At 70.3% G+C, this 21254-nt stretch carries 18 protein-coding genes; 12 read left to right on the top strand and 6 right to left on the bottom strand.

Translation table 11 applies throughout. From position 1 onward, the window contains the following. Nucleotides 1–261 precede the first annotated feature (261 nt). A complete protein-coding gene (gene rsmI, locus ACWDUZ_RS05950) occupies nucleotides 262–1107 on the bottom strand; it encodes a 16S rRNA (cytidine(1402)-2'-O)-methyltransferase (protein WP_451630565.1) in 846 nt (281 codons plus the stop codon). 141 nt (nucleotides 1108–1248) lie between these two features. Here rsmI and ACWDUZ_RS05945 point away from each other — a divergent pair, with 141 nt between their 5' ends. The 4 genes from ACWDUZ_RS05945 to ACWDUZ_RS05930 all read left to right on the top strand — a co-directional run bounded on the left by ACWDUZ_RS05945 (nucleotide 1249) and on the right by ACWDUZ_RS05930 (nucleotide 6249). Beyond that, nucleotides 1249–2991: a dolichyl-phosphate-mannose--protein mannosyltransferase gene (locus ACWDUZ_RS05945; protein ID WP_451630564.1), complete on the top strand. Its 1743-nt coding sequence runs from the start codon at nucleotides 1249–1251 to the stop codon at nucleotides 2989–2991. 671 nt (nucleotides 2992–3662) lie between these two features. Further along, complete coding sequence (locus ACWDUZ_RS05940) at nucleotides 3663–4319, top strand: hypothetical protein (RefSeq protein WP_451630563.1); 657 nt, start codon at nucleotides 3663–3665, stop codon at nucleotides 4317–4319. Between the two features lie 11 nt (nucleotides 4320–4330). Beyond that, the gene (locus ACWDUZ_RS05935) at nucleotides 4331–4783 is read left to right on the top strand and encodes a hypothetical protein (RefSeq protein ID WP_451630562.1); all 453 of its coding nucleotides are present in this window, start codon (nucleotides 4331–4333) and stop codon (nucleotides 4781–4783) included. 719 nt (nucleotides 4784–5502) lie between these two features. Next, nucleotides 5503–6249: a hypothetical protein gene (locus ACWDUZ_RS05930; RefSeq protein WP_451630561.1), complete on the top strand. Its 747-nt coding sequence runs from the start codon at nucleotides 5503–5505 to the stop codon at nucleotides 6247–6249. A gap of 558 nt (nucleotides 6250–6807) precedes the next feature. On the opposite strand, the gene ACWDUZ_RS05925 is transcribed toward ACWDUZ_RS05930, so the two are convergent. Further along, complete coding sequence (locus ACWDUZ_RS05925) at nucleotides 6808–7551, bottom strand: dienelactone hydrolase family protein (RefSeq protein ID WP_451630560.1); 744 nt, start codon at nucleotides 7549–7551, stop codon at nucleotides 6808–6810. A 146-nt stretch (nucleotides 7552–7697) separates the two neighbouring features. Between ACWDUZ_RS05925 and ACWDUZ_RS05920 the strand changes: the two genes are divergently transcribed. The 3 genes from ACWDUZ_RS05920 to ACWDUZ_RS05910 all read left to right on the top strand — a co-directional run bounded on the left by ACWDUZ_RS05920 (nucleotide 7698) and on the right by ACWDUZ_RS05910 (nucleotide 11532). Next, a complete protein-coding gene (locus ACWDUZ_RS05920; RefSeq protein WP_451630559.1) occupies nucleotides 7698–7970 on the top strand; it encodes a hypothetical protein in 273 nt (90 codons plus the stop codon). A gap of 82 nt (nucleotides 7971–8052) precedes the next feature. Then, the gene (locus ACWDUZ_RS05915) at nucleotides 8053–9690 is read left to right on the top strand and encodes a penicillin-binding transpeptidase domain-containing protein (RefSeq protein ID WP_451630558.1); all 1638 of its coding nucleotides are present in this window, start codon (nucleotides 8053–8055) and stop codon (nucleotides 9688–9690) included. 168 nt (nucleotides 9691–9858) lie between these two features. Beyond that, a complete protein-coding gene (locus ACWDUZ_RS05910) occupies nucleotides 9859–11532 on the top strand; it encodes a penicillin-binding transpeptidase domain-containing protein (protein WP_451630557.1) in 1674 nt (557 codons plus the stop codon). Nucleotides 11533–11549: 17 nt separating this feature from the next. Here the strand turns inward: ACWDUZ_RS05910 and ACWDUZ_RS05905 are convergent, their stop codons facing one another. Then, nucleotides 11550–11915 (bottom strand): SsgA family sporulation/cell division regulator, encoded by a 366-nt coding sequence (locus ACWDUZ_RS05905; protein ID WP_451630556.1) that lies wholly within the window; start codon nucleotides 11913–11915, stop codon nucleotides 11550–11552. Nucleotides 11916–12080: 165 nt separating this feature from the next. Here ACWDUZ_RS05905 and ACWDUZ_RS05900 point away from each other — a divergent pair, with 165 nt between their 5' ends. From ACWDUZ_RS05900 to ACWDUZ_RS05885, 4 genes are all read left to right on the top strand, one after another. Further along, nucleotides 12081–13136 carry an energy-coupling factor ABC transporter permease gene (locus tag ACWDUZ_RS05900; protein WP_451630555.1) on the top strand — a complete coding sequence of 352 codons (1056 nt, stop codon included), beginning with the start codon at nucleotides 12081–12083 and terminating at the stop codon, nucleotides 13134–13136. Next, nucleotides 13136–13897: a cobalt ECF transporter T component CbiQ gene (gene cbiQ, locus ACWDUZ_RS05895; RefSeq protein ID WP_451630554.1), complete on the top strand. Its 762-nt coding sequence runs from the start codon at nucleotides 13136–13138 to the stop codon at nucleotides 13895–13897. The genes ACWDUZ_RS05900 and cbiQ overlap by 1 nt, the downstream gene beginning before the upstream one ends. Beyond that, nucleotides 13885–14646, top strand: a complete 762-nt coding sequence (locus tag ACWDUZ_RS05890; RefSeq protein ID WP_451630553.1) for an energy-coupling factor ABC transporter ATP-binding protein — start codon at nucleotides 13885–13887, stop codon at nucleotides 14644–14646. Before cbiQ ends, ACWDUZ_RS05890 begins: the two co-directional genes overlap by 13 nt. A 103-nt stretch (nucleotides 14647–14749) precedes the next feature. Continuing rightward, a complete protein-coding gene (locus ACWDUZ_RS05885) occupies nucleotides 14750–15958 on the top strand; it encodes a serine hydrolase domain-containing protein (RefSeq protein WP_451630700.1) in 1209 nt (402 codons plus the stop codon). A 98-nt stretch (nucleotides 15959–16056) separates the two neighbouring features. Here the strand turns inward: ACWDUZ_RS05885 and ACWDUZ_RS05880 are convergent, their stop codons facing one another. The 3 genes from ACWDUZ_RS05880 to ACWDUZ_RS05870 form a co-directional block, all read right to left on the bottom strand. After that, nucleotides 16057–16332, bottom strand: coding sequence for a DUF1876 domain-containing protein (locus ACWDUZ_RS05880; RefSeq protein ID WP_451630552.1), 276 nt, complete (start codon nucleotides 16330–16332; stop codon nucleotides 16057–16059). A gap of 113 nt (nucleotides 16333–16445) precedes the next feature. After that, entirely contained in the window at nucleotides 16446–17291 is an 846-nt protein-coding gene (locus tag ACWDUZ_RS05875) for an EamA family transporter (RefSeq protein ID WP_451630551.1), read from the bottom strand. Continuing rightward, nucleotides 17288–17803, bottom strand: a complete 516-nt coding sequence (locus ACWDUZ_RS05870) for a YbaK/EbsC family protein (RefSeq protein WP_451630550.1) — start codon at nucleotides 17801–17803, stop codon at nucleotides 17288–17290. Before ACWDUZ_RS05870 ends, ACWDUZ_RS05875 begins: the two co-directional genes overlap by 4 nt. Nucleotides 17804–17967: 164 nt before the next feature. On the opposite strand from ACWDUZ_RS05870, the gene ACWDUZ_RS05865 reads away from it, so the two are divergent. Further along, nucleotides 17968–21243, top strand: coding sequence for a S41 family peptidase (locus ACWDUZ_RS05865; protein WP_451630699.1), 3276 nt, complete (start codon nucleotides 17968–17970; stop codon nucleotides 21241–21243). Nucleotides 21244–21254: the final 11 nt, after the last annotated feature.

Raw genomic sequence — 21254 nt, 5'->3', positions numbered from 1 at the left:
CAGCTCCTCGCTTCCGCTGGACGAAGGGACGGTTCCGTCCCCGTCTCCAGTGGACGCCGCCGACGGCGTCCACGCAGCAGGCCTGTCGAGTGTTGGAGCCGATTTGGACCGCGCTTGCCCAAGGCTCACCTGAACGGCAGGTGCCGCTTTGCCATTCGAAAATGATCTTTGCAAGCCCATGGGGCGCCCGCTCAAGCGAGATACGCCCTGCTCACAGGGGGTGTGAGCGCCGCTTCGCACCCCGTGCGCGGCCTGTCCGCGTCAGCCCGCGTGCTTCGCCGCCACCACCGCGTCGAACACCTCGCGCTTGGGCACACCGGCCTCTGCGGCGACCGCCGCGATCGCCTCCTTGCGCCGCTCGCCGGCCCCCTCGCGGACCCGCACCCGCCGCACCAGCTCCTCGGCGCCGATCTCCTCCGGCCCCTTCTCCGGCGCTCCCTCGACCACCACGGTGATCTCGCCGCGCACCCCCTCCGCGGCCCACGCGGCCAGCTCGCCCAGCCCGCCGCGCCTGACCTCCTCGTAGGTCTTGGTCAGCTCGCGGCACACGGCGGCCCGCCGCCCGGGACCGAACACCTCCGCCATCGCCGCCAGGGTGTCGTCGAGGCGGTGCGGAGCCTCGAAGTAGACCAGGGTGCGCCGCTCGTCCGCGACCTCCCGCAGCCGGGAGCGCCGCTCACCCGCCTTGCGCGGCAGGAACCCCTCGAAGCAGAAGCGGTCGACCGGCAGGCCGGACAGCGCCAGCGCGGTGAGCACGGCGGACGGTCCGGGCACGGCGGTCACCCGCACGTCCTCGGCCACGGCCGCCGCGACCAGCCGGTAGCCGGGGTCGGACACCGACGGCATGCCCGCGTCCGTGACCAGCAGCACCCGCGCCCCGCCCCGCAGCTCCTCGACCAGCTCCGGCGTACGGGCGGACTCGTTGCCCTCGAAGTACGACACGATGCGCCCGCGCGGTGTCACGCCGAGTGCCTGCGCCAGCCGGCGCAGCCGCCGGGTGTCCTCGGCGGCGACCACGTCCGCGCCCGCCAGCTCCTCGGCGAGCCGGGGCGGCGCGTCCTGGACGTCGCCGATGGGGGTGCCGGCCAAAACAAGGGTTCCACTCACACCGCCCATCCTCTCAAGTTCCGCGTGCCGCCCCGCCCGGAACGTCCTCGCAAGGCCGATCAAGGGCCCGTGAGCAGACGCATACCCCCCGGTACCGCCCATGCACGGGACTCGCACAGCCCGGTTCCCTACCATGGCGCGGTGACCAGTACCGCGTCCTCCACGGACCCCCGGCAGGACCTGGCCCCCCACGACCAGCGGCCGTCGTGGCAGTGGCGGCTGCGCCGCTTCGGCTACGCGGCGGGCCCCGCCAGCGACGTACGCGACCGGCTGGTGCCGCCGTACACCCGGCCGAGCCCGCGGCTGTGGGCGGCCCTCGGTGTGCCGCACCCGCTCGCCGACCGCCTCCGGCGCTGGTCGGGCTGGGGCGGGCCGCTGCTGGTCACGCTGCTGGCGGGCGTGCTGCGGTTCTGGCACCTGGGCAGCCCGAAGGCGGTGATATTCGACGAGACGTACTACGCCAAGGACGCCTGGGCGATCGTCCACCGCGGCTTCGAGGTCAACTGGGACAAGAACGCCAACGACCTCGTCCTGAACTCCGGCGGTCACGTCACCCTGGCACCCGACGCGGCGTACGTGGTGCACCCGCCGGTCGGCAAGTACGTGATCGGCCTGGGCGAGCTGATGTTCGGGTTCAACCCGTTCGGCTGGCGTTTCATGACGGCGCTGCTCGGCACGCTCTCCGTGCTGATCCTGTGCCGGGTCGGCCGCCGGCTGTTCCGCTCCACCTTCCTCGGCTGCCTGGCGGGCACGCTGATGGCGGTGGACGGTCTGGCCTTCGTGATGAGCCGCACCTCGCTGCTCGACGGCGTGCTGATGTTCTTCGTGCTGGCCGCGTTCGCCTGTCTGCTCATCGACCGGGACCGGGCGCGCGCGAGACTCGCCGCCGCGCTCCCGGTCGACGCGGACGGCCGGGTGCGCCCGGACGCCCGTACGGCGGACACCTTCTGGCTGATGTGGCGCCCCTGGCGCTGGCTGGCCGGCCTGCTGCTGGGCCTGGCGATCGGCACCAAGTGGAACGGCCTGTTCTTCCTGGTGGCCTTCGGTGTGATGACCGTGCTGTGGGACGTCGGCACCCGCAAGGTGGCCGGCGCCCGCCGCCCGTACGTGGCGGTGCTCAAGTACGACGTGGGGTTCGCCTTCCTGGCCATGGTGCCGGTGGCGCTCCTCACCTACCTGCTGTCGTGGACCGGCTGGATCCTCTCCCCGGCGGACGGCACCGGCGGCTACTTCCGCGACTGGGCGGCGACCGCCGGCAGGGGCAGCCACTGGAGCTGGCTGATGCCCGACTGGTGGCGCAGCCTGTGGCACTACGAGCACGAGGTCTACAAGTTCAACGTGGGCCTGTCCTCGCCGCACACGTACCAGTCCAACCCGTGGAGCTGGATCGTCGACGCCCGCCCGGTGTCGTACTTCTACGAGTCCCCCTCCCCCGGCACGGCGGGCTGCCCGGCCGACGCCGGCGAGAAGTGCGCCCGCGAGGTCCTGGCGCTCGGCACGCCGGTGCTGTGGTGGGCGGCCTGCGCCGCGCTGGTGTACGTCCTGTGGCGCTGGTTCCTCCGCCGCGACTGGCGGGCCGGCGCGATCGCCTGCGGCGTCGCGGCCGGCTGGCTGCCCTGGTTCAACTACCAGGAGCGGACGATCTTCTTCTTCTACACGATCGTCTTCGTGCCGTTCCTGTGCCTGGCCGTCACCATGCTGATCGGCGCGATCATCGGCCCGCCCGGCGCCACGGACACCCGCCGCGTCGTCGGCACCACCGGCGCGGGCGTCCTGGTCCTGTTGATCGCCTGGAACTTCATCTACTTCTGGCCGCTGTACACGGGCACGGCCATCCCGATCGACTCGTGGCGGTCGCGGATGTGGCTCGATACCTGGGTCTAGCTGGGAAGATACGACATGAGGGCATGGCGGCACCCCAGGCCCTCATGGTCGTTGTTGGTCGTTAGCGGCCGTCGCTGGTCCCCCTCGGACGGCCCGGAGACGGCCCGGCTCTGCACGTCGGCAGATCTACAACCTGGCGTAACTAGCGCACGCACTTCGGCACTGACCTGCACAAACAACATGGTCAGCCGTTCGAATCTCCAGGTCGTCCACGCCTCGTCCAAGACAGGGAAGAGTCCGCCAGAAGAAGTCAACTCGCTCAACTAGGTGTAAAGTTCATCCGGCGTGTGTCGTTTGGTGACCTCAATTGCACACCTGGGGGACGTGGGGTGGGGGAAGAGCTACTACCGCGCAACCATCAATACAAGGTTGTGCGCGCAGCCCTTGAGGAGATCATGTCCGCTGGCGGCTGGTCACTCCGCAAGGCCGGGCACTGGGGCAGCCTCATATGTGACGCTGGCTGCCACAGCATCCCCGTCAGCGGCACGCCGCGAGTCCCGGAGCGGCACGCTCGCGATCTCCTGCGACTAGCGAGGACCTGCCCACTCCCCGATGATGATCCCCGGAGCAAGAAGCGATCCGTGGCTTGACATCGCGCTTGACGGCCCAGTACTGGGGTAGGTTACCGTTGACAGCCGTCAACAGGTCCATCGACCGGAGGGGGAGCGCCGATGACGACCTACGCACTGAGCTTTGAGGTACAGCCGCCGTGCGACGTAGCCGCTGTCGAGGCAGCGTTCTACGAGCACTTCGACGGAACAGTCGCTGAATCTTTCGGGCGCTCCCTCATCACTATGTACATGGACGGCCACGACAATGGAGTGAGCGCCGCTAAGCATGCGGCGATGGAGCTCCAGCGCAAGCTCGATGTCGTCGTCTGCCGCATGGATCGCGACCTGGTTGACGCCTCAGAGATCGCTCGCCGCACCGACCGCAGCAGGGAAAGCATTCGCCAAATTATTCACGGCGAGCGCCACAAGCGGGAAGCATTTCCAACACCACTGGGCGCCCCTAACGGAAAAAGAATTTGGGAATGGGGTGTTGTCAACGAATGGCTTCATCGGAACATTCCGGGAAGCGGCGACCCTGAGCGTTACCTCAGCCGGGACGAAATGGCCATCGTAGACGCTTGGCTCCTTCGATGGGGCACGATGCCGCAAGACCAGCATGTGCGCTCTGAGTTCTACGAGATCACAGCGGCGCAAACGGTGAGCACCGAGTTTCAGCATCACAAAGCATCTCATCGCCCGAGTATCGGCTGGGTTTCCTCCTGGAACGTGCGGCGCCAGACGCAGACTCAATCGCTGGCTTCGCGAACTGCTGGTTGAGGCGGAACATTATGCCCTTCGTTCTAGATGTAACCGAAGACGAGCAGAGGCAGGCACTCGGCGTTGCCAAACGAGCTCACCTCTCGGGCATTAGAGTTCTTGAGGCGCACGCGAAAGTGCTCGACGCAGAAGCTGCTGATGAACTCCAACCCCTAGAAGAGCTCTCGACGAAACTCACGGTGGGACGTTCGGAGGGCGGCGTGCTGTACCGCTTCGAACACGATCTCACCATCAAGGGCTCGGACGACAAGGACGCCCTGCAAATTAGCCTTCATGTGGGTGCCTTCTTCGAGTTTCCAGAGGAGGGCACCCCAGATGGAGATGCCAGCGATGAAGCGCTTGCCGCATTTGGGCGCACTACCGCACAAATGGCGGTTTACCCCTACGTGCGCGCAACAATTTCAGATCTGGCAGCCCGTTTGGGGTGCGGGCCTATCACGCTGGACCTTCTAGTCTTGCAATAGGTGGGGCGAATGAGCACTGCTGTCCTTCTGGCTCCTATACACGGGCACGACCATCCCCATAGACCACTGGCGGTCGCGGATATAGCTGGAACCCTAGGTCTAGCTGGACAGACACACTGCGACGGCGCGGCGGTCAGCCGCGCCCTCGTGGTCGTTGTCGGTCGGTGATGGTCGCTGCTGACCACCCTCGGAAGGCTCGGTCAAGGCACCACGGCGGATTTCCAGTGGGCTCTACCCACCTTCCGTGAGGTGCACTTTCCCTCACAGCGGGCACTACCGGGGGACGCCTGGGGGAACCGAGTCGGTGGGCGACCGCGGCCTTACATGTCCAAACCCACCTCGGCACCGTCGCAGTCCACTGCACAGACCGGTGCTGCACGTAACTTCCAGCTGCTACCGCAGACAAGCCCGCCTTGAGTTTGACAAGGCCGCCGAAGCGAGACGGGGCTGCTCGAGCGTGAAGCTCCAGAGCCCGCCGCCCCTCGACCTTCAGGTGCTCCGCGCACCATCCGGCGATCTGCCAGCCGAGCGTGTGCGCCGGCAACTTCCACCGACCGAATGCATCCTTCTGCCAGGTCGGCCCGTGGAACTCGGACTCCAGGGCCTCGATCTCTTCGAAGGTGAGGTCTGCCGATGCGGCCATGTCACCCCCTCGACGGGTTACAGTTCAAGACCTGCGGCGCAGCGCCTGAAGGTGTCGCGGTCGGTAAAGTGCAGCCATGCTTCGACAGTTGAGGTCTGGGGACTTCTTTGGCGCCAAGCCGAAACCGACCAAGATCAAGGAGATGATCGACGAGGTTGCGGCACGCTTCGGTGAGGCAGTGGAGGTCGAGTGCTCAACAACCGGACGCACTTACTTTGCGCAAGCTCGCAGCCTAGATGATCTTGTCGATGAACTTGATGCCTCTATTCGCACCATCGACAACCTGACAGTGACCATCAAAGCCGCAGCAACTCGGGCGGCCAGTGTGCGCATACAGTTTGGTGTAACCCGCGGCTCTTGGAAGATGCGTTGGCGGCTGTTCCCCTACACGACGCGCGGCGTGACCTTCTGGTCAGTCTCCCATCCTGACAGCACCACCGCGGACAAGATCGCGGAGAAAATCAGGCAGCATCTGGCGGCTATGGGAAAATCGTCGTGGCAATTCAGAAGTGGAATTTCAAAGGGTTGGTCTTTGACGTCACTCTTTCTGATCAGTGTCGGCGTGAACGGCCTTGTTAACCCCGAATTGGCGAACGCAGACCTCACGACACGGGGTCTTGCTGCCGCCATGATTGCAGTAGGCTGGCTTGTGCTGGTCCTTCTCTACCCCGGCGAGGAGATCCGGATCAGGCCATCAGCAATCCTTAGCGCATGGTCGTCATGGAACCCGAGTGCGGCAACCGTTGCTAGGAGCACTGTGCTTGCCACCGTCCTCGCCGTACCAGCGCTGATCCTGGCCTTCATCTCGATCTTCCAGGGGTGAGTCACTCCCTAAGCCCGAGATTCTTCTTGTAGTCGGCGATGGCGAGCACGGCAGCGGACTGCTCCTCCGGCTCGGGCCCGTGCACCTCGATGCGCACACGGCGCCGGCCGCCCTCTCTGCGAGGAGGAGCCGCAACTGACAGTGGTCTGGAGCATCTGCCCCGACCCGCTTCCCCGACTTCTTGTAGACGGAGAGGTCTTCGCACAGCGAGTAGGCGAGAGCCCAATCCGACGGCTGGTAGGAGTCGGCCTGCCCGGACTCCCTGAGGTAGTCCGGGCAGGCGCTTCGCGATCGGGTGCCACGTTGGCGGCGGCAGCCTAGTCAGGTTCGCTGCCCTGGGAGCTGCGCAAGCGTTCGAGTGTTTGGGAGATGTCCATGGGCGAATCCTTGAGGTCGTCCCAGCGACTCATGACCGCGGCGGACGCTTCAGCCAGATTGGCGGGCTTCTGGCCGCTGTACACGGGCACGGCCATCCCGATCGACTCGTGGCGGTCGCGGATGTGGCTCGATCTAGCTGGGCAGACACGTGCGCGCGTTCCCCGGGCCGCCGGGATCCGGTCAGCGGATCAGGCGGCGCTCCAGGAGCGCCTTGAGCTCCTCGCGCTGGCGCAGGAAGCTCGGCTCGTGCCACATCGATGTGTCCGACATGGAGTAGCCGTGGGGCGCGTCCGGATAGACCTCGTTGGTGTAGGTGGCACCGGCGGCGTCGAGTGCCTTGCCGAGGGCGGCGACATGCTCCGGGGTCATCGAGGCGTCGTTGTCGGCGTGCCCGAAGACGTACTCGGCGCCCGGGACGATCGCAGTGTGCGGCGAGGTCGGCTCGTCGGTGACCAGACCGCCGCCGTGGAAACCGCCGACAGCGACGACGCGGTCCGGGAGCAGGGCCGCGGTGCGGATCGCGAGCCGCGCGCCCATGCAGTAGCCGGTGGTGCCGAACTTCAGCCCAGGAGCGTACGCGTCGAGCACCTCCCCGTAGCACGGGACGTCGGCCTCGACCCGCTCAGGAGTCAGGTTGTCGAGCCGCTCCATGATCCCGGAGGCGAAGAACGCCTCGCGGGCCTCGGGCTCGCGCAGATCGCCCTTCGGAGCCAGGTCTGCGGCCCGGCCGTCGCGGTAGAACGCGTTCGGCGCCAGCACCGCATAACCCCAGCCGGCGATCTCCTCGACCATGTCGGCGATCCGCGGCCGCAGCCCGATCGCATCCATCCAGAACAGCACCCCTCCCCGTACGTCGCCGTCGGGCCGGGCGACGTACGCCTCGGCCGTGCCGTCAGGGGTCGTGATCTCGATCTGCTCAACCATGCTTCGACGTTATGCCCCCTGCTGTTGTGCACCGCCAACCGGGTGGGGGATACACGCATCTGTGCCGTCGGGCGTGAGCGGTAGCCGCGGATCGGGGACGACCGGGGTACGGCGCCTTCTGATCCGTAGCTCCACGGAGATCGGTCATGGAAGTCACGTTCCCGGGCCTGTACACGCCCTTCGATTCGCTGCTGTTCTTCGGCGACAACGGCGGGGGCGATCAGTTTGCCTTCGTGCCAACGCCTGAGCGTCCGGACATCTGCTTTGCCCCTGTCCACCGGCACCGCGATTCCCATGGATTAGTAGCGGTCGCGGATGTGGCTGGATACACGGGTATGGCACGGTTTGACTGGTCTCGCTTAGGAGAACTTCTGAAAACTACCGTCACAGCAGGCTCCTGCTCCGCATACAGTGCATGACGCACGCAGTCTTTGAACGCGTTCAATAAAATCCGCGGGCGAAGGCTTCACTGGGAGAGCACACGGGGAGGGGAGCGCTCTCATGCGCAAGGGGGCCAAGGCCGCCATAGTCAGCGGTGTCTGCGTCGTACTGCTGGGCGGCGCGGTGTACGGGGGATACAACTTCGTGTCCGCGCTGAACGGGAACACCGTCAGCGGGGGCGGGGCCGCGCCCGTGAAGACCGGGCCGCCGGACGGGGACGAGGTGAAGGAGGCGTCGGCGAAGTTCTTCACCGCGTGGGAGAAGGGCGACGCGGCGACGGCCGCCTCGTACACGAACTTCCCCGAGGCGGCCCGGGAGCTGCTGGCGTCCTACAGCGGTGACGCGCACATCACCCAGGTGAAGATCACACCCGGGCAGGCCACGGGCACCACCGTCCCCTTCTCGGTGAAGGCGACCGTCTCCTACGACGGGAAGTCCAAGCCGCTCGCCTACCGCGGCAGCCTGAACATCGTGCGCGGCGCCAGCACCCACCGACCGCTGGTCGACTGGCGGCCGGCCCTGGTGTACCCCGGGCTGGAGAAGGGAGACACGCTGGTCACGGGCGAGTCCTCCGCCCCGCCGATCGAGGCCGTCGACCGCAACGGGACCGTCCTGACGAAGGAGAAGTACCCCTCCCTCGGGCCGATCCTGGACGAGCTGCGCGCGAAGTACGGCGACAAGGCGGGCGGCACCCCCTCCGTCGAACTGCGCATCCGCCACGCGGACACCAACGCCGCCGAGACCCCGATCGTCACCCTCGCCAAGGGCCGGGCGGGCAAGCTGCCCACCACGCTCAGCGCGAGCGCGCAGGCGGCCGCCGAGCGGGCCGTGCGACGGTTCACCGAGTCGTCGGTCGTGGCGGTGAAGGCGTCCACGGGTGAGGTGCTGGCGGTGGCCAACCACCGCCAGGACGCGTTCAACGCGGCGTTCCTGGGGCGCCTGGCGCCCGGCTCCACGATGAAGGTCATCACCGCCGCCGCACTGATCGACAACGGGATCACCACGGCGAACGGGCCCGCCCCCTGCCCTCCGGACGCGGTGTGGCAGAGCCAGACCTTCCACAACCTCGAGGGCCTCAAGCCCAACGAGCAGGCCACCCTCTCGGAGAGCTTCGCGCGCTCCTGCAACACCGCCTTCGTCAAGCTCACCGACGACCTCGCGCACCGGGGCGGACCGGACGCCCTGACCAGGGAGGCTCAGGACCGCTTCGGGCTCGGCCGGGACAACTGGCAGAGCGGCATCCCCTCCTTCGACGGCTCGGTGCCCGCCGTCACGGGGCCGGACCAGGCGGCCAACATGATCGGGCAGGGCCAGGTGCAGATGAGCCCGCTGAACATGGCGTCGGTGACGGCCACCGCGATGACGGGCCGGTTCCGTCAGCCCGTCCTCGTCTCCCCGAAGCTCGACGGCCGCGAACTCGCCACGGCCCGGGGTCTTTCCGCGAGCACGGTCTCCCAGCTGCGGCAGATGATGAACCGCACCGCCACCAGCGGCACGGCGGCCCCCGCGATGTCCGGGCTGCGCGGCAGCATCGGGGCGAAGACCGGCTCCGCCGAGGTCGACGGGCAGGCGAAGTCCAACAGCTGGTTCGTCGGGTACCGCAACGACGTGGCCGCCGCGGCCATGACCCAGGAGGGCGGTCACGGCGGCGACGCGGCCGGCCCCATTGTGGTGGCGGTGCTGCGCGCGGCCGGCTGAGCCGGGCGGCCCGGCTTTGTCCCAGCTTGGCTACGGACCGGTGGCCGAGGTCACCCGCGCGGAGCGGGACTCTAGGGTGGGTGCCGTCGTTGGGTGCGTGGGGTGTGCCGACGGCGGCACGAGCAGCGCGGGCGTCGGGGGCCTGGGGATCGCAAAGGACGGAAGGCAGTGGGCAAGAGAAGGCGCGTCGCCGAGCGACGGAGGACGAGTCCGGCCGTGGCCGGCGGGGTGATCGCCGTGGTCGCCGTCGGCGCCGGCATCGGCGCGTACGCGCTGTACGGCGGCGGCGCCGCGGCCGAGGACCAGGCCCGGACCACGTCGGCGAGCGAGGACCGGAAGGTGCCCACCGGACCCCTGTCGGCGGCCGAGGTGCAGACCACGGCCGGGCGCTTTCTGTCGGCATGGCAGCAGGGCAGGCCGGCCGAGGCGGCCGCCGCGACCAGCGACTCCGCCGCGGCCGGCGCACTGCTCACCGGTTACGCCAAGGACGCGCATCTGAAGGACGTCACGCTGACCGAGGGCACGCCCAGCGGCGGCAAGGTTCCCTTCCACGTCAAGGCGACGGTGTCGTACAAGGGCCTGAGCAAGCCGCTGGCGTACGACAGCGCGCTGACCGTCGTGCGCCGTGCCGCCGACGGCGCACCGGTGGTCGACTGGCACGCCTCCGTCGTCCACCCCGACCTGAAGGACGGCGACAGGCTGGTGACCGGCGAGTCGGGCACCCCACCGGTGAAGGCCCTGGACCGCGACGGCGGCGAGCTGACCACCGCGAAGTACCCGTCGCTGGGCACGGTGCTGGACGGGCTGCGCGACAAGTACGGCAAAACCGCCGGCGGCAAGGCGGGCGTCGAACTGCGCGTGGTGCGCGGCGCCGCGTCGAAGAAGGCGGAGCTGTCCGACAAGACGCTGGCCGAGCTGAGCAAGGGCACACCGGGCACGGTGAAGACGACGCTGAGCCCCTCCCTCCAGGCCGCCGCCGAGGAGCAGGTGTCCCGGCAGAAGCGGGCGTCGGTGGTCGTGATGCGCGCGTCGACGGGTGAGATCCTCGCCGTGGCGAACACCGGCCACGGCTTCAACACCGCCTTCCAGGGCTCCCTGGCGCCCGGCTCCACGATGAAGATCGTGACGTCGACGATGCTGTTCGAGAAGGGGCTCGTCACCCCGGACGCCTCGCACCCCTGCCCCAAGACGTACAAGCTCGCCGGCTGGACGTTCCACAACGACGCCGACTCGGAGATCAAGAAGGGCAACTTCCGGCTGAGCTTCGGGGCCTCCTGCAACAACGCCTTCATCGACTTCGCGCCGAAGCTGTCCAACAGCGACCTGACGAAGGAGGCGCAGCAGGTCTACGGCCTCGGCCTGAACAACTGGGCCATCGGCGTGCCCTCGTTCGACGGCTCAGTCCCGGTGCAGAGCGGCGCGCAGATGGGCGCCTCGCTGATCGGGCAGGGCGGGGTGCGGATGAACCCGCTGAACATGGCGTCGGTGTCGGCGACGGTCCAGGCCGGCGTCTTCCACCAGCCGTACCTGGTGGACCCCTCGGTGGACCACCGCACACTGGCCAAGGCGGCGCGCACGATGTCGTCGAAGACCCGGGCCCAGCTGAAGGACGTCATGGCGTACACCGCGGCGTACGGCACCGCGGCCGAGGCGATGTCCGGGGTCGGCGGCGACGTCGGCGCCAAGACCGGTTCGGCGGAGGTCGACGGCCAGGAGAAGCCGAACGGCTGGTTCACCGCCTACCGCGGTGACCTCGCCGCGGCGGGCGTCGTCCAGGCGGGCGGCCACGGCGGTGACACGGCGGGCCCGATCGTGGCGGCCCTGCTGAAGGCGGGCGGCTGAGCGGTCCGGGTCCCCGCTCAGTGGTGGACCATGGCCCTGCTGGTGGCCGCCACGGCCGTGTAGGTGCGCTGCAGGAATCTCAGCAGCGTCCTGGTGTCGAACTGCACCACCGAGACGCCCTGCGACGAGTGGAACTCCACCACGGTCTGCACCCGGCCGCACGGCCAGACCCGTACCGGTCCGTCGACCGCCGGGGCGCGCAGCCCCTGTTCGAGCAGCGACCGGGAGAACCTCCACTCGTGCGGTCCGGGCAGTCCGATCCGCACCGAGCGCGGGTCGTCCTGCGGGTCGTAACGCAGGACGACGGGGACGGCACCGTGCTCGTCCAGGGAGTCGTCATCGGTGACTATGTGGGCTCGCGCGTACTGTTCGACTACAGACATCAGACGGCCCCTCACACTCGGTGACCCATCCGGCAACTGCTTAGTGGTTTCGTTACCAATGTCCCATATCTTCCGATTTACACATCTTGGCGGCCGTCCGCTCAGATGTGGCGACGACCATCTCGCTCTTGCAAGCGATTCGCAACAAGCCACTATCATCGAACGGTGCATGTGCCTGACGGATTCATCAACGCCCCCACGTCCGCCGCCGCCGGAGTGGTCGCCGCCGGTGCCCTCGCGGTGAGCCTGCGCGGCGCGCGCCGAGAACTCGACGAACGCACCGCCCCACTGGCCGGCCTGGTCGCCGCTTTCATCTTCGCGGTGCAGATGCTCAACTTCCCCGTCGCGGCCGGCACCAGCGGCCACCTCCTGGGCGGGGCGCTCGCCGCGATACTCGTGGGCCCCTGGACAGGGGTCCTGTGCGTCTCCGTCGTCCTGCTCATGCAGGGCGTCCTCTTCGCCGACGGAGGGCTGACCGCGCTCGGCGTCAACATCACCGACATGGCGATCACCACGACCGTCGTGGCGTACGCCGTCTTCCGCGGCCTGGTGCAGGTGCTGCCGCGCCGCCGCCGCTCGGTCACCGTGGCCTCCTTCGCCGCCGCACTCCTCTCCGTCCCGGCCGCCGCCGTCGTCTTCACGCTCATCTACGCGATCGGCGGCACCACCGACGTGTCCATCGGCAAGGTCGCCACCGCGATGATCGGCGTGCACGTCCTCATCGGCATCGGCGAGGCCGCGATCACCGCGCTGACCGTCGGCGCCGTCATCGCCGTACGGCCCGACCTGGTGTACGGCGCGCGCGGGCTGCGACAGCGGCTGAAGCTGCGGGTGAACGGCGAACTGGTCGACGCTCCCGCCGCCGAGCCCGCGCCCGTCCCGGCCGCAGCGAGCTCGCACCGCAGGCTGTGGATCACCGGCCTGGTCACCTCGCTCATCCTCGCCGGCTTCGTCAGCTTCTACGCCTCGTCCAGCCCCGACGGCCTGGAGAAGGTCGCCCACGACCACGGCATCGACAAGAAGGCGGAGCGGCACGACGCCGCCGGCTCCCCGCTCGCCGACTACGGCGTGAAGGACGTCTCCGACGCCCGGCTGTCCGGCGGGCTCGCGGGCGTGATCGGCGTCGGCTCCACCGTCGTCGTGGGCAGCACGGTCTTCTGGGTGGTGCGCAGGCGCCGCACGGCCGCCTCGTCCGGTCCCTCCGCTTCGCGGGCCGCCTGATGGGGGCGGGGCACTCCCACCGGCTGTACCGGCACGGGCACTCGCCCGTGCACACGCTGCCACCGCACACCAAGCTCGCCGCGGTCTTCGCGTTCGTCGTGGTCGTGGTGTCGACCCCGCGCGAGGCGATGTGGGCGTTCGCCCTGTACGCGGTGCTACTCGCGGCCGTCGCCTCCGTGGCCCGCGTGCCCGCACGATACCTGCTCGGACGGCTGCTGATCGAGATCCCGTTCGTCGCCTTCGCCGTGCTGATGCCTTTCGTGGCGGAGGGCGAACGCGTCGACGTGCTCGGCATCTCCCTGAGCGTGAGCGGCCTGTGGGGCGCCTGGAACGTGCTCGCCAAGGGCACCCTCGGGGTCGCCGCGTCCGTGCTGCTGGCGAGCACGACCGAGCTGCGCGAGCTGCTGCTCGGCCTCCAGCGCCTGAAGCTGCCCCCGCTGCTGGTCCAGATCGCCTCCTTCATGATCCGGTACGGCGACGTGATCACCGACGAGATGCGGCGCATGCGGATCGCCCGGGAGTCACGCGGCTTCGAGGCGCGCGGGATCCGGCACTGGGGGGTGCTCGCCAAGTCCGCGGGCGCGTTGTTCATCCGCTCCTACGAGCGCGGGGAGCGGGTCCACCTGGCCATGGTGAGCCGCGGCTACGCCGGTTCGATGCCGGTCATCGACGAGGTGACCGCGTCCCGGGCGCAGTGGTCGTACGCGCTGGCCCTCCCCTGCGCCGCGCTCGTCGTCTGTCTGCTGGGATGGTTCTTGTGACTGCGCCTTCTCTCGAGGTCTCCGGCCTCGCCTTCGCCTACCCCGACGGGCACCAGGCCCTCTTCGGCGTCGACTTCTCCATCGCCCGGGGGGAGCGGGTGGCGCTGCTCGGCCCGAACGGCGCCGGGAAGACGACCCTCGTCCTGCACCTCAACGGCATCCTCGGCGGCGGGACGGGCACGGTGACGGTGGCCGGGATGCCGGTCGGCAGACGGCACATGGCCCAGATCCGGCAGAAGGTCGGCATCGTCTTCCAGGACCCGGACGACCAGTTGTTCATGCCGACGGTGCGGGAGGACGTGGCGTTCGGACCGGCGGCGGCCGGCCTGAAGGGTTCGGCACTGGAGCAGCGGGTGCGTACGGCCCTGGAGCGGGTCGGCATGCAGGACTTCGCCGACCGCCCGCCGCACCACCTCTCCTTCGGACAGCGCCGCCGGGTGGCCGTGGCGACGGTCCTCGCCATGGAGCCGGAGATCCTGGTCCTGGACGAGCCCTCGTCCAACCTCGACCCGGCCTCGCGCCGTGAACTCGCCGACATCCTGCGCTCACTGGACGTGACCGTGCTCATGGTCACCCACGACCTGCCGTACGCGCTGGAGCTGTGCCCGCGCTCGCTGATCCTGAGCGACGGGGTGATCGCGGCGGACGGGCCGACGGGCGAGCTGCTCTCCGACGAGGCGCTGATGCGCGCCCACCGCCTCGAGCTGCCGTTCGGCTTCGACCCGCGCTCGGTGACGGCGAGCACCTGACCCCGAAGGAATCGCAGGCGGCACACCCGTGTTGCACTCACTGTCGCAGGTGAACGACGGATACGAGCGGCAAGTGGCGAACGACAGCGACAGGAGTGCGGACGTGGACGTGAGCGGTGCGGTGGCCGAGGGCTTCGAGCCGGTCAGGGACGCGTTCGCCGGGAACTTCACCGCGCGGGGCGAGCGGGGCGCGGCGGTCGTGGTGTACCGGGACGGGCACAAGGTCGTCGACCTGTGGGCCGGGACCCGGGACGTGGACGGGGCGGGCGACGGTACGGCGGGCGGCTCCGGCGGCCCGGCCGGCGGTGCGGCGCCCTGGGAGCGTGACACCGCGCAGGTCGTGCGCTCGGCGACCAAGGGCGTGGCCGCCGCCGTTCTCCTGCTGCTGCACCAGCGCGGCCAACTGGACCTGGACGCCCAGGTGGGCACCTACTGGCCGGAGTTCAAGGCGGCCGGCAAGGAGCGGACGCTGGTGTGGCACCTTCTGGCCCACCGTGCGGGTGTGCCCGTGCTGGAGCGGCCGCTCACGCCCGCGCAGGCCGCCGATCCGGTGCTCGGCGCGGAGGCGGTCGCGGCCCAGGCACCGGTGTGGGAGCCGGGCACGGACCACGGTTACCACGCGCAGACGTACAGCTGGCTGACGGGCGAGCTGGTGCTCAGGGTCACCGGCCGCACGATCGGCGAGTGGATCGCGGACGAGATCGCCGGGCCGCTCGCCGCGGACCTGTGGGTCGGCCTGCCGCCGGGTGAGGCGCCGCGTGTGGGCCGGGTGGGCCCCGTCGAGCCGCCGGCCGCCGAGAGCGGCGCACTGCGGACCCGCCCCCGGCGTGCGGTCGCCGAGGCCTACGCCGACCCGCACTCCCTCACCCGCCGCGCCTTCGGCGCGATCACCCCGCAGCCCGACGAGAACGACCCGGCGTACCGGGCGGCCGTCCTGCCCGCCTCCAACGGCATCGCCACGGCCGACGGCCTGGCCCGCTTCTACGCCTCGCTCATCGGGGAAGTGGACGGCGGGGTCCGCCTGTTCGCACCGGAGACGACGGCCCGCGCCCGTGCGGAGGCCTCGGCGGGCCCGGACCGCGTCCTCGTCGTCCCCACCCGCTTCGGCCTCGGCTACATGCTGCACGGCAGCGCGTCCCCGCTGCTCGCACCGGGGTCCTTCGGCCACCCGGGCCGCGGCGGCGCGCTCGGCTTCGCCGACCCGGAGTCGGGCGTCGCCTTCGGCTACGTGACCAACGGCTTCCGTACCAGCGTGACGGCGGACCCGAGGGCCCAGGCGCTGGTACGGGCCGTGCGGGCGTCACTGGCGTAGGCACCGCGCCGGGGCCGCGGCGGACGCCGAACGCAGTGCGCGGGACGCGGGGCGCGGGGCTTTTTCAGCAGTGCCTCAGCAGCGCCTCGGCGGGGGGTTCAGATGTGGATCGGCTGGGACGTGCGGCCCGACGCCTGGTCGATCTCCTCATGCGCTTTGGTGAGGAGTTCCATGGCCAGCTCGTTCAGGGCGCGTGCCCCGGCGATCTCCTCGCCGACGCGTGGCTGATGGGAATCCGTGCGGTGCCTGCTCGCCCGCCCGTGCGCCCGGATCTCGCTCCCGTCGGGCAGGCGCACCATCGCCGCCGCCCGCGTGTGCTGGTCGTCCTCCTGGAACTCGAGTTCGATGTGCCATCCCACAGCGGTCTTCATCATGACCATCACCTCCGGAACACCTCCTTCCAGGGTGCTCCTTCCGCCACCGGCACGCAGCATCAGCCCCAACCGGCAACCGGCCACCGGGCTCTGACGGCGGGCGTCGGCCGGCCTCAACCGGCGTGCAGCATCAGCCCGATGCCGACGACCAGCAGCCCGGCGGCCGCCAGGCGCGGGGCGCCGAAACGCTCCTTGAAGAAGAGGGCGCCGATGGCGGCGCCGACGAGGATGGAGGACTCCCGCAGCGCCGAGACGGGCGCCAGATCCGCCCTGGTCTGCGCCCACAGGACGAGGCCGTACGCCGTGACGGACAGGGCGGCGCCGAGCAGGCCGAGCGCGGCGTGGGGCCGCAGGGCGGCGGCCGGCCGGGGCCGCAGGCGGCGGACGGCGTACGCGGGGATGACCAGCCCCTGAACGGCCATCAGCCAGGCGATGTAGCCGAGGGGGGTGCCCGAGGCGCGCACGCCGAGGCCGTCCACCACCGTGTACGCCGCGATGGACAGGCCGGTGGCCAGCGCGGCCCCGACCGCCGCCCAGTTCGGCCGCCGCCCGCGCAGCCCCCACAGCGCGACGCCGGTCAGTCCCGCGCACGACAGCGCGATCCCGGCCGCCACCCAGCGGTCGGGCACCTCGTGTGCGAAGACGGCGGCCAGCACCGTGACCACGAGCGGGGCCGTGCCGCGCGCGATCGGATACGCCTGCCCGAAGTCACCGAGCCGGAACGACGTCATCAACAGCCCGTAGTACACGATGTGGATGGCGGCCGACGCGATGAGGTACGGCCAGGCGCCCGCCGCCGGCACGGCGGTGAACACGGCCAGCACGGCACCAATCAGCAGCCCGCCGCCGGAGATCAGGGTGAACCCGGCGAGCTTGTCCGGGATTTTGTGCGCGAGCGCGTTCCAGCAGGCGTGGGTGACCGCGGCCAGCAGCACGGCCGCCGTGACGAGCGGCGTCACGCAGTGCGCTCGCGCACGTCCACGAGCGTGCCGCCGGCGTGCGCGACGAGCTCCTTGGGCTCCATCGGGAAGACGGTGTACGGCGTGCCGGCCGCGGCCCAGACCACGTCGTGGCCGAGCAGCCCCCGGTCGGCGAGCACCCGCGTGCGGGTTTGGTGCCCGAAGGGCGGCACGCCCCCGATGGCGTATCCGGTGGTCTCCCGCACGACGTCGGCCTTGGCGCGGGAGACCCGGCCGGCGCCCAGTTCCTCGCGGACGCGCTCGACGTCCACCCGGGAGCCCCCGTCCACGAGCACCAGCACCGGTTCGCCGTCCACGTCGAAGACCAGTGACTTGCAGATCTGGCTCAGCTCGCACCCGACGGCAGCCGCGGCCTCGACGGCGGTCCGAGTGGCCTCGGGAAACCGGCGTACCGCACCGGCCAGCTCCCCGATCCCCATCTCCCGCAGCGCCTCGACGAACCTGGGGTGCGCTCCTGATCCTCCGGCGTCGGTGGTGGCAGTCGTCGTCATGGCGGCAGGCTAGCCCGCCGGGCGAGCGGGTCACGAGCCAATTGCCGCCGGAGAAGACGGTGATCGTGATCACCGCGGCCGCCGTGTCGACGGGTGCGCCGGGCCGGAAGCCGGTCGAACGGCACGAGTTGCTGCGCCGGATGGGCGGGCGAAGCATGGGGGAGGTGAGCTATCTGCGCCTGCCGCATCTCAGCGGCGATCTGCTGTGTTTCGTGGCCGAGGACGACCTCTGGCTGGCGCCGCTCGACGGAGCGGAGCGTGCCTGGCGGCTCACCGTGGACCGGACCAAGACGGGCCACCCCCGCTTCTCGCCCGACGGCCGCCACATCGCCTGCACGAGCTGGCGGAGCCTCGCGCCCGAGATCCACCTGGTGCCGGTGGACGGCGGTCCGAGCCGGCAGCTGTCGTACTGGGGCAGCACCGACACCCGGGTGTGCGGCTGGGACCCGCCCGACGAGCACGGCCACACCGAGATCCTCGCCGTCACCTCGCACGACGAGCCGTTCTCGTACTTCACCTGGGCGTACAAGGTCGACACCGACGGCTCCCCCGGCCGCAAACTGCCCTGGGGCCCGGTCTCCGACATCCAGGTCGCCGACCTCGACGGCGAACGCAGAAGCCTGCTGCTGACCGGCACCCCGCCGCACGAGCCGGTCTCCTGGAAGCGCTACCGGGGCGGCGCCACGGGCCGGCTGTGGCTGCACGGGCAGCGACTTCTGGCCGGCATCGACGGCCATCTGGCCTGCCCCATGTTCGTCGGCGGCCGAATCGCCTTCCTGTCCGACCACGAGGGCATCGGCAACCTCTACTCGTGCGCCTACGACGGCTCCGACCTGCGCCGCCATACCGACCACGACGCCTTCTACGCCCGGCACGCCGCCGGCGACGGACAGCGGGTGGTGTACCAGTGCGCCGGCGATCTGTGGATGGTCGACGACCTCTCCCCCGACTCGGTGCCGCACCGGCTCGACGTACGGCTGAGCGGGCCGCGGGCCGGCCGCCGCCGCTACCCGGTGCCCGCCGCCCAGAACCTGGACGGTCTCTCCGTCGACGAGACCGGCCGGGCCAGCGCCGTCGTCGTACGCGGCTCCCTGTACTGGCTGACCCATCGCGACGGCCCCGCCCGCACCCTCACCGACACCCCCGGCGTCCGCGTCCGCCTGCCGGAGATGCTCGGCGCGAGCGGCCGGATCGCCTACGTCACCGACGCCGACGGCCCGGACGCCGTCGAGATCACCTACCTGCCGCGCGCCACCGGCCCCCGCGCGCCGCGCCGGCTGGCCTCCGGGCAGCTGGGCCGGGTGCTGGAGATGGCCGCCGACTGCGAGGGCGAACGGCTGGCCCTGGCCTCGCACGACGGCCGGCTGCTGCTGCTCGACGTGCCCGGCGACGCCGAGAGCTCCGAGGACGGCGAGCACTCCGGCGGGACGGTCACCGAACTCGTCCGCTCCGACAACGGACCCGTGCGGGACCTCGCCTTCTCCCCCGACGGGGCGTGGCTGACCTGGTCGCACCCCGGCATCGGCCGCTCGCTGAGGCAGATCAAGGTGGCCCGGATCCAGGACCGTCTGATCGTGGACGTCACCGAAGGCCGCTTCGAGGACGAGAACCCCGTGTTCACCCGGGACGGCCGCTATCTGGCCTTCCTGTCCTGGCGCGGTTTCGACCCGGTGTACGACGTGCACACCGGCGACCTGTCCTTCCCGCTGGGCTGCAAGCCCTACCTGGTCCCGCTGTCCTCCGCCACCCCGTCCCCCTTCGCGCTGAACCCCGAGGGCCGTCCGGCGGCCGGCGGGCTGGATCCCGTGGAGGACGAGGAGAGCGGCGAGCCGGGCGCGGTGACCGTGGAGGTGGAGGGGCTGGCGAGCCGGGTCACGCCGTTCCCGGTGATCGCCTCCAAGTACTCGGCGCTCTGCCCGGTCGCGGGCGGCGGCCTGGTGTGGCTGCGCTGGCCGATCTCGGGCGCGCTGGGCGAGACGTTCGTGAACCCGGACGACATCACCGGCCGGCCGACGCTGGAGTTCTTCAACATCACCAAGGCGAAGAAGTCCGAACTCGTCGGCCATCTGGACTCGTTCGCGATCAGCGGTGACGGCACCCGGCTGGTCGTCGTCGACGAGGGCGACCTGCGCGCGGTGCCGTCCAGCGAGATCGGCGACAGCGACACCACGACCTGGATCGACCTGCGCCGGATCATGCACGTCGTGGACCCGGGCGCGGAGTGGCGCCAGTCCTACGAGGAGGCCGGCCGGCTGATCCGCGCCTACTACTGGGACCCGGACATGAGCGGCATCGACTGGGACGCCGTCCTCGCCCAGTACCGCCCGCTGGTCGAACGGGTCGCCTCCCCCGACGAGTTCGCCGACCTGCTCCGGGAGGTGCTCGGCGAGCTCGGCACCTCCCACGCCTACGTCGCCGCCGCCCGCCGCAACGAGGGCCCCGCGCACTACCAGCGCTGGCAGGGCCTGCTCGGCGCCAACCTGGTGCATCGCGACGCCGGCTGGGTGCTCAAGCGGATCCTGCCCGGCGACTCCTCGGACTCACGGGCCCGTTCACCGCTGGCCGGCGCCGGCATCCGCGAGGGCGCCGTGCTGACCCACGTCGACGGCCGCCCGGTGGACCCGGTGACGGGACCGTACCCGCTGCTGGCCGGCTCCGGCGGTACGACGGTGGAGCTGACCTTCGCGCCCCCCGACGGCAACGGCCCGCCGCGCCGGGTCGCCGTCGTCCCGCTGATCGACGACCGGCCGCTGCGCTACCAGGACTGGGTGGCCAAGCGGCGGGCGGTGGTGCGGGAGTTGAGCGGGGGCCGCTGCGGCTATCTGCACATCCCCGACCTGGGCGGTTCCGGCTGGGCGCAGTTCAACCGGGACGTGCGCATGGAGATCTCCCGGCCGGCGCTCATCGTCGACGTGCGCGGCAACGCGGGCGGCCACATCAGCGAACTGGTCATCGAGAAGCTGACCCGGACCATCCTCGGCTGGGACCTGACCCGCAACGCCCAGCCGGTGTCGTACACCTCCAACGCGCCCCGCGGACCGATAGTGGCCCTCGCGGACGAGGCGACCTCCTCCGACGGCGATATGATCACGGCGGCCTTCAAGCTGCTGAAGCTGGGGCCGGTGGTCGGGCAGCGCACCTGGGGCGGCGTGGTCGGCATCACCGGCCGACACCGCCTGGGCGACGGCACCGTCATCACGGTGCCGATGAACGCGGCCTGGCTCGACGCCTACGGCTGGTCCGTGGAGAACCACGGCGTCAGCCCGGACATCGAGTCCCTGCGCACCCCCATGGACTGGGCCGAGGGCCGCCACGTCGAGATGGACGACGCCATCGAACTGGCTCTGGACCTCCTGACCGCCAACCCTCCCGCGACCCCGCCCGGCTACGAGAACGTCCCCGACCACAGCCGCCCGAAACTGCCGCCGCGGCAGGGGTAGTCGAGCCCGCG

This window comes from Streptomyces sp. NPDC003393 (assembly GCF_053589015.1).
Note: the sequence above shows the minus strand (reverse complement) of the source record. Positions and strands in the feature narration are given on the sequence as shown.

What these genes read in the sequence shown, in the direction of transcription:
- ACWDUZ_RS05940 (WP_451630563.1), top strand. Translation starts at nt 3,663, where the DNA reads ATGACGACCTACGCACTGAGCTTTGAGGTACAGCCGCCGTGCGACGTA.
- ACWDUZ_RS05935 (WP_451630562.1), top strand. Translation starts at nt 4,331, where the DNA reads ATGCCCTTCGTTCTAGATGTAACCGAAGACGAGCAGAGGCAGGCACTC.
- ACWDUZ_RS05930 (WP_451630561.1), top strand. Translation starts at nt 5,503, where the DNA reads ATGCTTCGACAGTTGAGGTCTGGGGACTTCTTTGGCGCCAAGCCGAAA.
- ACWDUZ_RS05925 (WP_451630560.1), bottom strand. Translation starts at nt 7,551, where the DNA reads ATGGTTGAGCAGATCGAGATCACGACCCCTGACGGCACGGCCGAGGCG.
- ACWDUZ_RS05920 (WP_451630559.1), top strand. Translation starts at nt 7,698, where the DNA reads ATGGAAGTCACGTTCCCGGGCCTGTACACGCCCTTCGATTCGCTGCTG.
- ACWDUZ_RS05915 (WP_451630558.1), top strand. Translation starts at nt 8,053, where the DNA reads ATGCGCAAGGGGGCCAAGGCCGCCATAGTCAGCGGTGTCTGCGTCGTA.
- ACWDUZ_RS05905 (WP_451630556.1), bottom strand. Translation starts at nt 11,915, where the DNA reads ATGTCTGTAGTCGAACAGTACGCGCGAGCCCACATAGTCACCGATGAC.
- cbiQ (WP_451630554.1), top strand. Translation starts at nt 13,136, where the DNA reads ATGGGGGCGGGGCACTCCCACCGGCTGTACCGGCACGGGCACTCGCCC.
- ACWDUZ_RS05890 (WP_451630553.1), top strand. Translation starts at nt 13,885, where the DNA reads ATGGTTCTTGTGACTGCGCCTTCTCTCGAGGTCTCCGGCCTCGCCTTC.
- ACWDUZ_RS05880 (WP_451630552.1), bottom strand. Translation starts at nt 16,332, where the DNA reads ATGATGAAGACCGCTGTGGGATGGCACATCGAACTCGAGTTCCAGGAG.
- ACWDUZ_RS05870 (WP_451630550.1), bottom strand. Translation starts at nt 17,803, where the DNA reads ATGACGACGACTGCCACCACCGACGCCGGAGGATCAGGAGCGCACCCC.